The sequence below is a fragment of the Flavobacterium sp. AC274 genome (assembly GCF_979258275.1).
On sequence record NZ_OZ409852.1, the window covers coordinates 2,408,587 to 2,424,113 of the forward strand.

At 34.8% G+C, this 15,527-nt stretch carries 7 protein-coding genes and 1 pseudogene; 6 read left to right on the forward strand and 2 right to left on the reverse strand.

Translation table 11 applies throughout. The features are described from left to right. Window positions 1-9 precede the first annotated feature (9 nt). The 6 genes and pseudogenes from ACZZZT_RS11230 (at window position 10) to ACZZZT_RS11255 (ending at window position 14,359) form a co-directional block, all read left to right on the forward strand. Window positions 10-1,599 carry a RagB/SusD family nutrient uptake outer membrane protein gene (locus ACZZZT_RS11230; protein WP_463460415.1) on the forward strand — a complete coding sequence of 530 codons (1,590 nt, stop codon included), beginning with the start codon at window positions 10-12 and terminating at the stop codon, window positions 1,597-1,599. 112 nt (window positions 1,600-1,711) lie between these two features. Then, window positions 1,712-3,649 carry a glucosamine-6-phosphate deaminase gene (nagB, locus tag ACZZZT_RS11235; protein ID WP_463460416.1) on the forward strand — a complete coding sequence of 646 codons (1,938 nt, stop codon included), beginning with the start codon at window positions 1,712-1,714 and terminating at the stop codon, window positions 3,647-3,649. A 162-nt stretch (window positions 3,650-3,811) separates the two neighbouring features. Beyond that, window positions 3,812-5,877: pseudogene (locus tag ACZZZT_RS11240) on the forward strand (beta-N-acetylhexosaminidase). A gap of 506 nt (window positions 5,878-6,383) precedes the next feature. Continuing rightward, complete coding sequence (chiA, locus tag ACZZZT_RS11245) at window positions 6,384-11,132, forward strand: T9SS-translocated chitinase ChiA (RefSeq protein ID WP_463460417.1); 4,749 nt, start codon at window positions 6,384-6,386, stop codon at window positions 11,130-11,132. A 602-nt stretch (window positions 11,133-11,734) separates the two neighbouring features. Beyond that, window positions 11,735-12,505, forward strand: coding sequence for a TlpA family protein disulfide reductase (locus ACZZZT_RS11250; RefSeq protein ID WP_463460418.1), 771 nt, complete (start codon window positions 11,735-11,737; stop codon window positions 12,503-12,505). Between the two features lie 234 nt (window positions 12,506-12,739). Further along, entirely contained in the window at window positions 12,740-14,359 is a 1,620-nt protein-coding gene (locus ACZZZT_RS11255; RefSeq protein ID WP_042565020.1) for an ABC-F family ATP-binding cassette domain-containing protein, read from the forward strand. Window positions 14,360-14,429: 70 nt separating this feature from the next. On the opposite strand, the gene ACZZZT_RS11260 is transcribed toward ACZZZT_RS11255, so the two are convergent. Both ACZZZT_RS11260 and tnpA read right to left on the reverse strand, forming a co-directional pair. After that, on the reverse strand, window positions 14,430-14,600 hold the full coding sequence (locus ACZZZT_RS11260) for a hypothetical protein (RefSeq protein ID WP_165587198.1): 171 nt from the start codon (window positions 14,598-14,600) through the stop codon (window positions 14,430-14,432). 258 nt (window positions 14,601-14,858) lie between these two features. Continuing rightward, on the reverse strand, window positions 14,859-15,317 hold the full coding sequence (gene tnpA, locus ACZZZT_RS11265; protein ID WP_463460419.1) for an IS200/IS605 family transposase: 459 nt from the start codon (window positions 15,315-15,317) through the stop codon (window positions 14,859-14,861). Window positions 15,318-15,527 lie beyond the last annotated feature (210 nt).

Sequence of the window (15,527 nt, forward strand, 5' to 3'; positions counted from 1 at the left end):
ATTAACAACATGAAACTAAATAAAATAACAAAAGCAGCTATCTGTATTTCATTGCTTTCAGCATTTGGTTGTACAGATAATTTTGAGGAAATTAACACCAATGACCAAGGAATTACACCAGAATTATTAGAGCAGGACTTTAATCATATCAAACAAGGTTTTGGACCAATATTTAATAATATTCAGGTAATTACAGCAAATTTCGAGTGGGTTTACCAATTACAGCAAAACTTAAACAGTGATATCTGGTCAGGATATATGGCTACTCCAACAGGTTTTGCAGGAGGGATAAATAATACAACTTATTCATTAGTTGATGGTTGGAATGGATTTATCTGGGAATATGCTTATAAGAATGTAATGTATAATGCCGTTCACATTGAAGATCTTTCAAAAGGAAAATTTGATCAGTTTTATGCTTTATCACTGATTTTAAAAGTGGAAGGTATGCACAGGCTAACAGATACTTTTGGACCAATCATATATTCTAAATACGGAGAATTAAGTCCTACAGAATATGACAGCCAGGAAGAAGTTTACAATCAGTTTTTTAATGAATTGGATATTGCGGTTGCAGATTTGACACAAAGAGTTGATGACGGAGATACTGGAGAAAGTACTTTTAAATCAACCGATTTATCAGGATACAAAGGGAAATACAAGCAATGGGTAAAATTTGCTAACACTTTGCGTCTAAGATTAGCAATGCGTATTGTAAAAGCAAATCCTGCATTAGCAAAAATTCAGGCAGAGAAAGCAGTAGCCCATAAATTTGGTGTAATGCAGTCGAACGGCGATTTATTTAAAATTGTATCTCCGGTTTTCACAAACCCGCTTGCAACAATTAGTGGTTCATGGTTAGATATCCGTATGGGTGCTGATATGGAATCAATTATGGGTGGATATGAAGATCCAAGACTTGAAGGTTATTTTGATACATCATCTCAATATCCTGGTGAATACAAAGGTGTTCGTACCGGAATTGATATTGCAGCTAAGGCAGATCACCAGAATTTTTCTGGTATTGGAGCTCCTGGGAAATCAAATGAGATTGTTTTAATGACTGCTGCCGAAGCTTATTTCTTAAGAGCAGAAGGAGCTTTAAGAGGCTGGGACATGGGAGGCGATGCTAAATCATTATATGAGCAAGGTATTACGGTATCATTTGGACAAAGAGATGCGTCTGGTGTTGTAGGTTATATTGCTGATAATGTAAAAACAGCTAAAGCTTATGTTGATCCTAAATTTCCTGTAAACAATTCTCCTGCAGTTAATAATGTTACCGTTGCCTGGGATGAAGCTGCAACTAACGAAGTGAAATTGCAAAAAATTATTACTCAAAAATGGATTGCAGGTTTCCCTGAAGGACAAGAAGCATGGTCTGATTACAGAAGAACAGGTTATCCTAAACTTTTCCCGGTACTTAAAAACTACAGTGGCGGAACAATTTCTACTGAGTTAGGAGTAAGAAGAATCAATTTTGTTCAGTCTGAAAAAGATGGTAATCAAGGTGGTGTAGATTCAGGAATTGCAAAACTTGGAGGTCCCGATAATGGAGGAACCAGACTTTGGTGGGATGTTGATGCTCCAAATTTCTAAAAAAATATCAAAGAATTATAAGATTTTAAGTTTGGTTAGTAAATGGTATAAGCAGTGAAAATTGCTTATACCATTTCAAAAACCAAAATTGTACATACCAAAAAAGAAAAAAATGAAAAGTGCTTTAGAAATAAAACCTGATATCAGCTATAAAAGTGCAGGGAAATTTGAAGAGACCAGATTTGAGAAAATCCACAACGAAATTTTCAAAAGTTCTGCCGAAGCTTCAATAATCGTTGCCCAGGAAATTGCACAATTAATCAGAACCAAACAAGAAAAAAATAAATCTTGTGTATTGGGTTTGGCAACAGGTTCTTCTCCTATAAAAGTTTATGAAGAATTAGTGAGAATGCACAGAGAAGAAGGACTAAGTTTTAGCAATGTAATCACTTTTAATCTGGATGAATATTATCCAATGACAAAAGAGAACAATCAGAGCTACCATTATTTCATGCATCAGCATCTTTTTAATCATATTGATATTAAACCTGAAAATGTTAATATTCCTGACGGTACCGTATCTATTGATGAATTAAATCAATATTGTATCGATTATGAAATGAATATTAAAAATGCGGGAGGACTTGATTTTCAGTTATTAGGTATCGGTCGTACAGGTCACGTAGGTTTCAACGAACCGGGATCACACATTAACTCCGGAACCAGAATTATTACACTTGATCACATTACAAGAGTAGATGCTTCATCAGATTTTAATGGTATAGACAACGTTCCAAAACGTGCTATTACTATGGGAGTTTCTACCATTATGAGATCAAAAAGAATCGTATTAATGGCTTGGGGACAAAACAAAGCCGATATCATCAAAAGAACTATTCAGGGTGATATCAGTTCAGAAGTTCCTGCTACATTTTTACAAAACCACCCCAATGCGACTTTCGTTTTAGACCAGTCTGCAGCGGTAGAATTAACGCGTTTTAAAACGCCCTGGCTTGTGGGAGAATGTATCTGGACACAAGAATTAAAAAGTAAAGCGATTGTTTGGTTGTGCCAAAAAACAAAACAATCGATATTAAAATTAACAGACCGTGATTACAATAATAACGGAATGTCTGATCTTTTGGCGCAAGAAGGTTCTGCTTATGATTTGAACATTAATATGTTCAACGTATTGCAGCATACCATCACAGGATGGCCGGGTGGAAAACCAAATACAGACGATTCACATCGTCCGGAAAGAGCAAATCCTGCAAAAAAACGAGTGATTCTTTTTAGTCCACATCCGGATGATGATGTGATTTCTATGGGAGGAACTTTTTCAAAATTGATAAAACAAGGTCACGATGTACACGTAATATATCAAACCTCCGGAAATATAGCTGTTACAGACGACGAAGCATTAAAATTTGCTGAGGTAGCCAAAGATTTTATTGGCGAAGCCGGCAGCGGAATAAACTTCAAATCTGTTATTGATTTTTTGAATAGCAAATCAGAAAATCAAATTGATTCGTTGGAAGTTCGAAAATTAAAAGGACTAATCAGAAGAAGAGAATCTTATGCAGCAACAAGATACATTGGCTTAAAAGATGAGAATACGCATTTCCTTGATCTTCCATTTTATGAAACAGGGCAAGTAAAGAAAAATCCGCTGGGATCAGAAGACATTGCAATTGTAAAAGATATTATTGCAAAAATAAAACCACATCAGGTATTTGCAGCCGGAGATTTGGCAGATCCGCATGGAACACATGAAGTTTGTTTAAATGCAATTTTTGCTGCCATGAAACAATTGAAACCGGAGAAATACATGGATGATTGCTGGTTGTGGCTGTACAGAGGCGCCTGGCACGAATGGGATATTCATGAAATTGATATGGCCGTTCCGCTTTCTCCATCAGAAGTATTATTGAAACGTCACGCGATTTTATACCACCAGTCTCAAAAAGACAGAGTAATGTTTCAAGGAAACGACTCCAGAGAATTTTGGGTTAGGGCAGAAGATCGTAATAAAAATACAGCCATCTTATACGATGATTTAGGTTTGGCTGAGTATGAAGCTATCGAGGCGTTTAAGCGTTTTGACTATTAGCGTTGTTTTTAAAAAGGATTCGGGTGAGAGCGAATCAAACTACAAAATTCAGATTGACTTTCATAGCGATTTGTGAGGGTTTCTAGAAAGTCGTCTGAATTTGTTTTTCCGTTATCCAATTTATTAATGTTGCCCAGGTGACATCTTTTCAAACAAATTAAAATGAAATATTTATTAGTCCTACTATTAGCAGGTTTAACTTCTACTGCTCAAATTAAGAAAGAGCAGCTAAATCTTATGCCCTGGCCTCAGAGTGTTGTCTTAAACGACGGAAATTTTGCTTTAACCAAAAACTTTAAAGTAAACATTTCTGGAAATCCAAATCCAAGAATTTTTGGAGGGGTAACACGCTTTTTGCGTCGCTTAGATGGTAGAACCGGTATTTTTTTCGAACAGGGTTTTATTACGAAACTAAATGAATTCCCTCAGCTCAACTTCAGATAAACTGTACCAAAAGAGGAAAAATTGGTTTATATGAAGATGAAAGTTATCATTTAGACATCAAACAAAACCAAATTACAATAAATGCAACCAGCGATTTAGGAGCCTTACACGGCCTTGAAACGTTATTGCAAATGTTGCAGAATAACAGCACATCATTTTATTTTCCGAACTCACAAATTTCAGATTTTCCAAGATTTACATGGAGAGGTTTAATGATTGATGCTGCAAGACATTTTCAGCCTGTAGATGTTATCAAAAGAAATATCGATGGACTGGCTGCTATGAAAATGAATGTTTTTCACTGGCATTTAGTAGACGATCAGGGTTGGAGAATAGAAATGAAAAAACATCCAGAATTAATCGATTTAGCTTCGGATGGAATGTATTACACACAAGAGGAAATTAAAAATATCGTAAAATACGCTGATGAGCGCGGTATTTTGATCGTTCCAGAAATTGATGTTCCTGGTCACGGATCTGCAATTCTTACGGCATACCCGGAAATAGGAAGCAAAGTGATTACGCTGACAGGTGGAACTTCAGAAAAAAACATTCAGGGAACCGCAATTGCGACCTATGGAGTTGAAAGAAATGCAGGTATTTTTTCGCCAACATTAGATCCTTCAAATCCTAAAACATATCAATTATTAAGTGAACTTTTTGATGAAGTTTGCCCTTTATTTCCCGGAGCTTATTTTCATATCGGGGGAGATGAAAATGAGGGGAAAGATTGGGATGCAAACCCAAAAATTCAGGCATTTAAAAAGAAAAATAATTTAACAACCAATCACGAATTGCAAACCTATTTTACGATGCAATTAGTGCCAATGCTTAAAAAACACGGCAAACAATTAATGGGCTGGGAAGAAATTTTGACAAAAAACATGTCAAAAGAAGCGATCATCCATTCCTGGAGAGGACCAAATGAAGGTGTTGTAGCGGGTCAATCATTAGTAGATGCAGTAAAAAAAGGATACAAAACAGTATTATCAAACGGATATTATATTGATTTGATGTATCCGATTGAAAGTCATTATTTAAATGATCCAATGCCAAAAGGAGCTGATTTAACTGCAGAAGAAAAAGCAAGAATTTTGGGTGGAGAAGCCACAATGTGGACAGAGCTTACAACGCCATCAACAATAGATTCAAGAGTTTGGCCAAGAACAGCAGCTATTGCAGAAAGACTTTGGTCTGCCGAAGATATTACAGATTTGGCAAGTATGCGCAAACGTCTGGAAACAGTTTCTTTTAGATTAGAAGAATTGGGGCTAACTCACATTCGCAACAAAGCGGTTATTTTAAGAAATATTGCCAATAACCAAAACATAAAATCCCTTAACGAATTTGCAAATGTTTGCGAACCATTAAAAGGATATACAAGAAATAAAGGCGGAACAGAATATCAAATGTATTCTCCGTTTACACTTTTTGCCGATGCCTGTACCCCAGATGCCAAAGATGCTTTGGCTTTTGATGAGGCAGTAACACAATATCTGGCTAGTAAAACGCCTGAGAACACAGCAAAAGTAGCTGGGTTTTTAAACAAATGGATTGCAGTAAATAAAGGTTTAGTTGAGTTGAGTTCCAATGCGCCGCTAGTACAGCCAATTTTACCTTTATCAAAAAAATTAAATGATGCATCGCAGGAATTGTTACTTGTTTTAGATAAAAAATCGACTTTAAAATCTGAAGATTTAAAAAATTTAATTGAACAATGTAACACAAAAGATCATGCAGATGTTGAGCTGGCAGTTTATGCGAGTCTTAAGAAATTAATATAAAGTTTGAGTTGAATTAGTTTAGTAAGTTACAATGATTGTTTTAGATTTCTAATTATCTCTACTGGAATATTTCAGTAGAGGTAATTATAATAAGACTTTAATGGTACAAAACTTTTTTTCAGACTTAAAAAAAATTAACCAAAAAAATCATTAAAAAATAACCATTAAAAGAGTATTAACCTTAAAAAACCAAATAAAAAGAATAAAAAACATGACAGAACAAGTATTTAGATTGATGAGTTCTCCCAAATTTATCATTTGTATGTAATACTAATTTTTTAAAAGAATTATACATAAATATCAATCAATACTATTTGCTAATGATTATGGTAGAATCAGTAATAGTAATATTTATTTATAGAAGTAAGATGAAGTAATTTCCAACGGATTGCAATGTTTTTATTGCAGTTTATTGAATCCCGATTGTTGTGTTTTATGTGTCGAAATTGACATGTAAGATGTTGTAATTGGAATATTTATTTTCTATTAACCAATATTTATTAATTATGAAACATTATTACAGATTGCTCTTATTGTTACTGTTTCCCTTGCTCGCCATGGCACAACCAGCTCATGGTAAAAAAGTAGTAGGGTATTATGCGCAATGGTCTATTTACGCGAGGGATTTCAACGTTCCAAAAATAGATGGAAGTAAAATTACGCATTTGAATTATTCTTTTTATGGAACAACTTATGATCCCGCTCATCCGGAAAACACAAAGTTGTTATGTTTAGACACTTATGCTGATTTTGAGCATATGGAAGGCGGAATTCCGTGGGATGCTCCTGTAAAAGGGAACTTTTATGACTTAATGAAACTTAAGGAAAAGTATCCACATCTTAAAATTTTAATTTCTGTTGGAGGATGGACAAAAGGACAGGATCTTTCTCCAATTGCAGCAAGTCCTGTTGCAAGAGCTGCTTTGGCTGCAGATATGGCAAACTTCATTGTAAAATACCCATTTATTGATGGATTCGATATCGACTGGGAATATCCTCTTTCCGGAGGAACAGACGGTACTGAAGTAATTAATGGAGCACCAATTCCTCCACAAAAGTACAGCCCGGACGACAACAAAAATTTAGTGTATTTATTGAAAGCAATGCGTCAGGCAATGCCAAATAAATTAGTCACTATTGCTGCCGGAAACAATGTTCGAAATGTTGCCAAACAATATTTAGGACCATCAAACAGAGCACAATACGGAATGACAGAAGATATTTCGACTTATTGTGATTACATTACTTATTTTGGATATGATTTTGGTGGAAACTGGTATGACAAAACATGCTACAATGCTCCTTTATACGCAAGTGGAAACACAAATGACCCGCTTTATGGCGCAACACAATCAGAATCATTAGACGAATTAACGAATCAATATTTGAATGTTGTTGGTTTTCCTGCGAATAAATTAATCATGGGATTGCCTTTCTACGGAAAAAAATTCGATAATGTTGCCAATAACGGAACCAATCCAAATTTACCGGGATTATTCGTTGCTGCACCAAGATACATCGTTTCAGGATGTACAAATCCGCAAAACCCAACAGGAACATGGGATGGCCCTGCAGCCTGCGAAAAATCAGGAAGTATCGAAATTTGTGATTTAGTTGGAAATCCAGTTACAAATTCACATGCTTATTTAGATCCAAATACCATGTTAGTTACACCAACTGCGGCTTCTGCAGGATGGGTAAGATATTTTGACAATACAACAAAAGTTCCTTATTTATACAATGCTACTTTAAAACAGTTTATTTCTTATGAAGATAAGCAATCAATGGATTTAAAAGTGCAGTATATTAAATCGAGAAACCTTGCCGGAGGTATGGTTTGGGAATTATCTCAGGATACAAGAGGTTCAATTCCAAACTCATTATTAACTCAGGTTGATACCTCTTTTGGAAGCGTAGTTCCGGGAACAGTAAGTATTTCGGGTTCTGTAAAAAACGGATCAGCTTTAGTACCAAATGTTACAGTTGATTTGCGTAATGCAAGCAATGTAATATTGCAAACCGTAGTTTCTACAGGAGGAAATTTCACTTTCAGCAACTTAACTTCAGGACAAAATTATATCCTTACAGCTTCAAAAGCCACGTATACTTTTACTCCGGTAACATTAACGAATGTAACAACAAATCAAACGGCAGTTGTTATTAACGGAACTCAGCCTTTATACACAGTTAGCGGAACTGTTCTTAACGGAGCAACAGGAGTTTCTGGTGTAACTGTTACAGCAACTTCTGGATCTACAGTTTTAACTGCGACTTCTAATGCAAGCGGGGTTTACAGCGTTGCAGGTTTAACAGCCGGGCTTAACTTCACCGTTACAGCTGCAAAAACAGGATTCTCCTACACGCCAACTTCAACAGTTTATACAGCAATTGATGCTAACAAAACGTTGAATTTTGCTCAGGGTGCGCCAGTGGTTTATTACACAGTAAGCGGAACTGTTTTAAATAATACAACTCCGGTTTCAGGCGTAACAGTTACGGCAACTTCAACAACCGGAACTTTTACAGCAACTACAAATTCAAGCGGAATTTATTCGATTGCTAATTTGCCTGCTGGCGGAAATTATACTGTAACGGCAGCTTTAGCAGGACAAACATTTACTCCGGCTTCAACAGTTTATACGAATCTGACTTCAAACAAAACATTAAACTTCGCGCAAGATGTTATTGTAGTTCCTTCAAGTAAAATTAGCGGAACAGTTAAAAACGGATCAACTCCTGTTTCTGGTGCAAAAGTAGAATTAGTTTTACCTTGGACAGATAATACACACAACTGGAAAAGTGTAATTGCGATAACAGATGCACAAGGAAAATACAGTTTTGATAATTCAGTTGTAGCAGGTTACACAACCGCTACAAGTTTAAAATTAAACTCTTGGGAAAACGGAGAAGTAGCTTACTTCCCTAATAATCTGGCCAACTTTGCAATTCCTGCAAACCCAACGGTTTATAACTTCAATACAAGTTCTACTGCAAAAGCAGCATTGGTAGCGGCAAACTCGATTAGCGGATCAGTTAAAAACGGAACAACTCCGGTTGCTGGTGCAAAAGTAGAAATCGTTTTACCATGGACAGATAACACACACAACTGGAAAAGTGTTCTTGCAACAACAGATGCATCAGGAAATTATACTTTCGATAATTCAGTTGTAGCAGGTTATTCACAAGTTTTGAGTTTAAAATTAAACTCATGGGAAAATGGTGAAGTGACTTATTATCCAAATAACTTAGCCAACTTTGCAGTTCCAACAACGCCAACAGCTTATAATTTTAACAGACAAGCGGTAGTTGCGACTAAGCCAGTAGTTACCATTACAGCGCCAACAGCTTCGGCAATTGCTATAAATTTAGGATCAGCAATTAATTTTGTTGCAAGTGTTGGATTAAGCGCTGCTGATGCTACTACAATCTCATCTGTTGTGTTTAGTTTAGATGGACAAAGCCTGAGTGCTACCAATTCTTCGGGAACTTACACATCGGTTTGGACACCGGCGGCAAATCAGTTTTCGCTTCCTCATACATTAACCGTTACGGCTACGGCATCAAACGGAACAACAGAGTCAAAAACATATAGTTTTACATTAACTTGTTCAGGTGCAAACTGCCCGAATTCATTGCCGGTAATTACTTGGAGTTCACCATCGAATACTACTGTAACCCAGAGTTCTTTTCAGGTTGTACCAATTTCAGTTACAGCTGTTGATAGTGACGGATCAGTTTCAGGTGTTACAATTACAATAAATGGAGGTACATTTAATATGACAGCAGGCACAAATAATACCTATACGTATAATTTTACACCATCTGCTTATCAGGATTATCCGGTTGTAATCAAAGCAACAGATAATAAAGCTGCTGTAACTACATTAAACAATACAATTAAAATTGCTCCGGTGAGCACTAATAGATTCATTCCGCTTCCATCTAAAATTATTTTAGGATATGCACATTCCTGGGAAAATGCAGGTGCTCCATTTTTATATTTTTCTCAAATGGTAGGAAGTAAGTTTAACGTAGTTGATTATTCTTTCGTAGAAACCGTTAATCGTGATGGTTATACACCAGTATTAACTACAAATGACACTAGATACTTGACCAATGGTGTTTTTAATAAGCAATTGTTGAAAAATGATATAAAATCCTTAAGAGATAGTGGCGTTCCTGTTATTGTTTCTATCGGAGGTCAAAATGGTCATGTTGTTTTAGACAATGTAGCTCAAAAAAATATTTTTGTTAATGGTTTAAAAGCAATTATTGATGAGTATCAATTTGATGGAGTTGATATTGATTTTGAAGGCGGATCGATGAATTTTAATGCAGGAGGTTTAAGAGATATTTCTTATGTGGGTATTTCTGCTTATCCAAGATTAAAAAACGTAGTAGATGCTTTCAAAGAATTAAAAGCTTACTATGGCCCTGGATTTTTATTAACTGCAGCTCCTGAAACACAATACGTACAAGGAGGATATTCTACCTATACGGATACTTTTGGTTCCTTCCTGCCAATCATTCAAAACTTGCGTAATGATTTGGATTTGTTAGCGGTACAATTGTATAATACAGGAGGAGAAAACGGATTAGATGGTCAATATTATGGTTCAGCTAAGAAATCAAATATGGTAACAGCCCTAACCGATATGATTATAAAAGGATATAACATTGCTACAACAGGAATGCATTTTGATGGTTTACCGCCCTCAAAAGTTCTTATTGCATTACCAGCTTGTCCAAGTGCAGCAGGCAGCGGTTATTTAACGCCGACAGAAGGAATTAATGCTATGCATTATTTAAGAACCGGAACCACTTTTTCAGGAAGAACATACACTATGCAGCCAGGCGGACCATATCCTTCTTTAAGAGGTTTAATGACTTGGTCTGTAAACTGGGATGCCTCTTCTTGTGGTAATTCATCTGAATTGTCTAAAGCGTATGCTACTTATTTTGCTTCTCAATCAGCAGCAAAAACATTGGCAGTTGATAAAATTGAAGTAAAAAGTAATACAATTGTTTACTTTAAAAACAATGCCTTATCAGTTACAAACGAAACTGAAGACATTGCTCGTGTAGACGTATTTAATACAATTGGACAAAATTTGGTAAACCACCAAAATATCCAAAATAATAAAGAAATCCTGTTGCAAAACCAAAGTTTCTCAACAAAACAAATGTTTATAGTTGTAGTAACAGACAAAGCAGGAAACAAAAAATCATTCAAAGTAATTAACTTTTTAAACTAGTTACAATGAATAGAAAATTTAGAAATAGAAAAATTGGGACGGTTAAAATTGAGTTTGGTTATTTATTTTTTAATCTGGTTTTTATTTCGAATAAATGTATCGAATTCAGTTGATTTGTTATTTGGTTTTCACCTGAAGGAGAGCATTATGAACCCGGCAATTTTATTGCCGGGTTTTTTTATGGTTTAAGATGAAGTAAAAAGAATAATGTTTTTCAGGAGCTATTTCCTGCTATCCGTTTCAATCTTTTGTGCCTCCCGAAGCCTCGGGACCGGCACAAAAGGATTTCCACTTCTATCAGGGCTAGGGCTTTAGGTTTCATAAGAGGTTTGATATATTTTCAGATAGGTTTGTCATCCTGAGCGAAGTCGAAAGAAATGCAGGAAACTCTGTATAGAAATTGCCAATCTTTGTAGACCCACTATCGTTACTTCTCCCGAGGCCTCGGGACGCTCAGGATGACATAAAATGCGAATAAAAAAATGCAAGTAAAAAATCCGCAATAATCCGTGTCTTTGCAAAGCAAATCCGCGTCATCCGCGTTCTAAAAAGACAAGGCTTTAAAAAAAAATGGCTATTTTTGAATTTCAATAAAATCAAAAATGCAAAAAGCAATCAACATACTATTATTTCTAATATTCACGTCAAGTTTCGCCCAAACAAAATTTGGCAACCCTGAAGTAGATCCCATTCAAATTCAAAAAGCATTTACAGATTGGTCAGCCTATCAAAGTAAAAAAATCATGCTTTCCAGAGATTTTGTGGCACTTGATGTTCTTTCAAAAGAAATTTCAAAAGAAACCTTTTTAGATCAGTTAGCAAACGGAAATTTCATCCCAATTCGATTAAAATCAGACGATTCAATTTATTATTATAAACTGTTTAAAATTAAGCCAAAATCAGATACGAGTATAAAAGCTACCATCAATCAAATTGGTTTTGATGCCTACAAAAACTATAAAATGGAAGGCACCGCTTTTCCGCATTTCTCATTCACAGATTTAAACGGAAACCTAGTTTCAAACGAATCAATGAAAGGGAAAATCATCGTGATAAAGTGCTGGTATATTCATTGTACGCCTTGTATAAGAGAATTTCCACAGGTAAATAGATTAACAGATGAATACAAAGATCGAAAAGACATTCTTTTTATAAGTCTGGCCGAAGATTCACCCGAACAATTAAAAGCATTTCTAGCAAGAAAACCATTATCCTATTCCGTAATTCCGGATATGAAAGTATATATGAATGAAAGCCTGCAATTAAACTCATTTCCAACACATTTTATTCTGAATAAAGAAGGTTTGATTTCTAAAGTCCTGCCCAATTTTGAAAGTTTAGAAGTAGCTTTGGCGAAGGAAAGTAAACTGTGATTTTTTTTAACCATATAAGTGATATAAGATATTATAAGTTTAGTTTTTGTATAACTATATGGTGAAATTTTTTGCACACAGTTTTTTAATTTATTAAGCTTAATTTAAATGAACTTATATAACTTATATGGTGGAAAGAACACCCTTTGCAATAAAAAAACTTAGCACCTTTGCACCTTTGCATTTTTGAACCTTTTTCCGTACTTTTGCACCAAATTAATTAAAAAGACATTCATGTTAACAGTCAATAATTTATCAGTTCAATTTGGCAAACGAATTTTGTTTGACGAAGTAAATACCACTTTCACTCACGGAAATATTTATGGAGTTATTGGAGCCAATGGTGCTGGAAAATCTACTTTTCTAAAAATCATTTCGGGCGATATCGATCCAACTTCTGGCCACATTCATTTAGAACCGGGAAAACGTATGTCGGTTTTAAACCAAAATCACAACATGTTCGACGAGCATACGGTTTTGGAAACTGTTTTGATGGGAAATAAAGTTCTGTATGCTGTTAAAAAAGAAATGGATGAACTTTATTTAGATTACAACGACAAAAACGCAGATCGAATTGGAGAATTACAAGTTCAGTTTGAAGAAATGAACGGTTGGAATGCCGATTCTGATGCTGCTGCAATGTTATCTAACTTAGGAATCAACGAAGAACATCATTATACTTTAATGGGCGATCTGGAGGGAAAAATTAAAGTTCGTGTACTTTTGGCGCAGGCACTTTTTGGAAACCCGGATTTGCTTATTATGGATGAGCCTACCAACGATTTGGATTTTGAGACAATCGCCTGGTTAGAGAATTTCTTAGCAAATTATGAAAATACAGTAATTGTAGTATCTCACGACCGTCACTTTTTAGATGCGGTTTGTACACATATTTCTGACATCGATTTTGGGAAAATCAATCACTATTCAGGAAACTATACTTTCTGGTACGAGTCTAGTCAATTAGCGGCAAAACAACGTGCTCAGCAAAACAAAAAAGCAGAAGAAAAGAAACAGGAATTGGAAGAATTTATTCGTCGTTTTAGTGCGAACGTTGCAAAGTCTAAACAAGCAACTTCACGTAAAAAAATGATTTCTAAATTGAATATTTCTGAAATCAAACCTTCAAGCCGTCGTTATCCAGCAATTATCTTTGATCAGGATCGTGAAGCTGGAGATCAGATTTTGAATGTTGAAGGTTTATCAGCTTCTATAGATGGAGATCTTTTGTTTAAAGATGTAGATTTGAATATGGCAAAAGGCGACAAAATTGTTCTTTTTTCTAAAGATTCACGTGCTACAACAGCTTTCTACGAAATTTTAAATAATCAGCAAAAAGCAGATTCCGGAACTTTTGATTGGGGAATTACAACAAATCAGGCTTATTTACCTGCAGAAAATCATTCCTTCTTTGAAAATGATTTGACTTTGGTAGATTGGTTACGTCAATACGCAAAAACAGAAGAAGAGCGTGATGAGGTTTTCATTAGAGGTTTCTTAGGTAAAATGATTTTCTCTGGAGAAGAAGCTTTAAAAACAAGTCGAGTATTATCAGGAGGAGAAAAAGTACGTTGTATGTTGTCAAGAATGATGATGGAACGCGCTAATATCCTGATGCTTGATGAGCCAACAAATCACTTAGATTTGGAGTCTATTACAGCTTTTAACAACTCATTGAAAAACTTTAAAGGTTCTGTAATTTTTACAACGCATGACCACGAATTTGCACAAACGGTTGGTAATAGAGTAGTGGAACTTACACCAAACGGGGCAATCGACCGCTACATGACATTTGACGAATATCTTGATGATGAAAAAGTTCAGGAATTAAGAAAGAAGATGTATAATCTTTAATGTATAAATTACAATATTAAAAAATCCCAAATTCCAACTAAAAGGAGAATTTGGGATTTTTTTATGTTTTTTATTTTCTGAAAAACCTGCTAAAGATCCAGATTATTATCGCAATAACAAAAACGACGATAAAAATTCCGACACCCATTCCGGCTTTAAAAATGTCTCCAACTAGTTCGCAGCTTGTAAATGAAAACAGTATTACGAATACCATTAACAAACGTGTAATGTTCTTTTGCATGATTTTGCTTTTTTAATTTGTTTTAAAAAGAATTTTGTATTCTAATTATCGTAAAATAAAATTACTTCAAAGAGCAAAAAAATGTGTTATATAATTTGACTCAAAAGTTCTATGATTTTGGGATTACATCAATAGTAGAATGAAATAGATGGTTACTATTGTAAAGCTCCAGCGGAGCATCATATTTATAGCTAATAATTATACGCAATTGAGAAAAGCTCCAGCGGAGTGAAATTTATTATCCAATTATAATTGACATTAAACCTCACTAAATAGATATTCATCTTTAAAATCAATATTAAATAATTTCAAAAATTCAATATATTCTTCTTTGAATGTTTTTGTTTTATGATGTTCTTCCTGACGTTCAATATAATGTATAACATTTGTTAATTGGGAATGACTGTATGAAAAAGCTCCAAATCCAGTTTGCCATTCAAACTTTCCATTAATCCATTTTTTGTTATTTATAAACTTTGATGAATTTGATTTTATATCCCTAACTAAATCTGAAATGGACATGTCTGGTTTTAAACCAATTAAAATATGGATATGATCAGGCATTCCGTTAATAGCAATTAGCTTTTGTCCCTTATTTGTAACAATACCAGTAATATATTTATAAATTTCGTCCTTCCAATTTGCTGAAATCAGGTTTTGTCTTCCCTTAACAGCAAAAACAATATGAATGTATAGTTGCGAGTAGGTATTTGCCATAAATTGTATATTTAAATTGTAAGTCACCCCCGCTGGGTTCAATAAAATAAATCTACAAAATTGCTATAAGCATGCTGTCCCTATGGGATTTAATTGTATTAGATTTAGCCAATTACTTAATTGAGTTTAATGAATAACATCTATGCGCAATAGAGAAAAGCTCCAGCGGAGCATAATATTTATAGCAAATAATTATGCGAAATAGAGAAA

What these genes read in the sequence shown, in the direction of transcription:
- ACZZZT_RS11230 (WP_463460415.1), top strand. Translation starts at nt 10, where the DNA reads ATGAAACTAAATAAAATAACAAAAGCAGCTATCTGTATTTCATTGCTT.
- tnpA (WP_463460419.1), bottom strand. Translation starts at nt 15,317, where the DNA reads ATGGCAAATACCTACTCGCAACTATACATTCATATTGTTTTTGCTGTT.
- ACZZZT_RS11255 (WP_042565020.1), top strand. Translation starts at nt 12,740, where the DNA reads ATGTTAACAGTCAATAATTTATCAGTTCAATTTGGCAAACGAATTTTG.
- ACZZZT_RS11250 (WP_463460418.1), top strand. Translation starts at nt 11,735, where the DNA reads ATGCAAAAAGCAATCAACATACTATTATTTCTAATATTCACGTCAAGT.
- ACZZZT_RS11260 (WP_165587198.1), bottom strand. Translation starts at nt 14,600, where the DNA reads ATGCAAAAGAACATTACACGTTTGTTAATGGTATTCGTAATACTGTTT.
- nagB (WP_463460416.1), top strand. Translation starts at nt 1,712, where the DNA reads ATGAAAAGTGCTTTAGAAATAAAACCTGATATCAGCTATAAAAGTGCA.
- chiA (WP_463460417.1), top strand. Translation starts at nt 6,384, where the DNA reads ATGAAACATTATTACAGATTGCTCTTATTGTTACTGTTTCCCTTGCTC.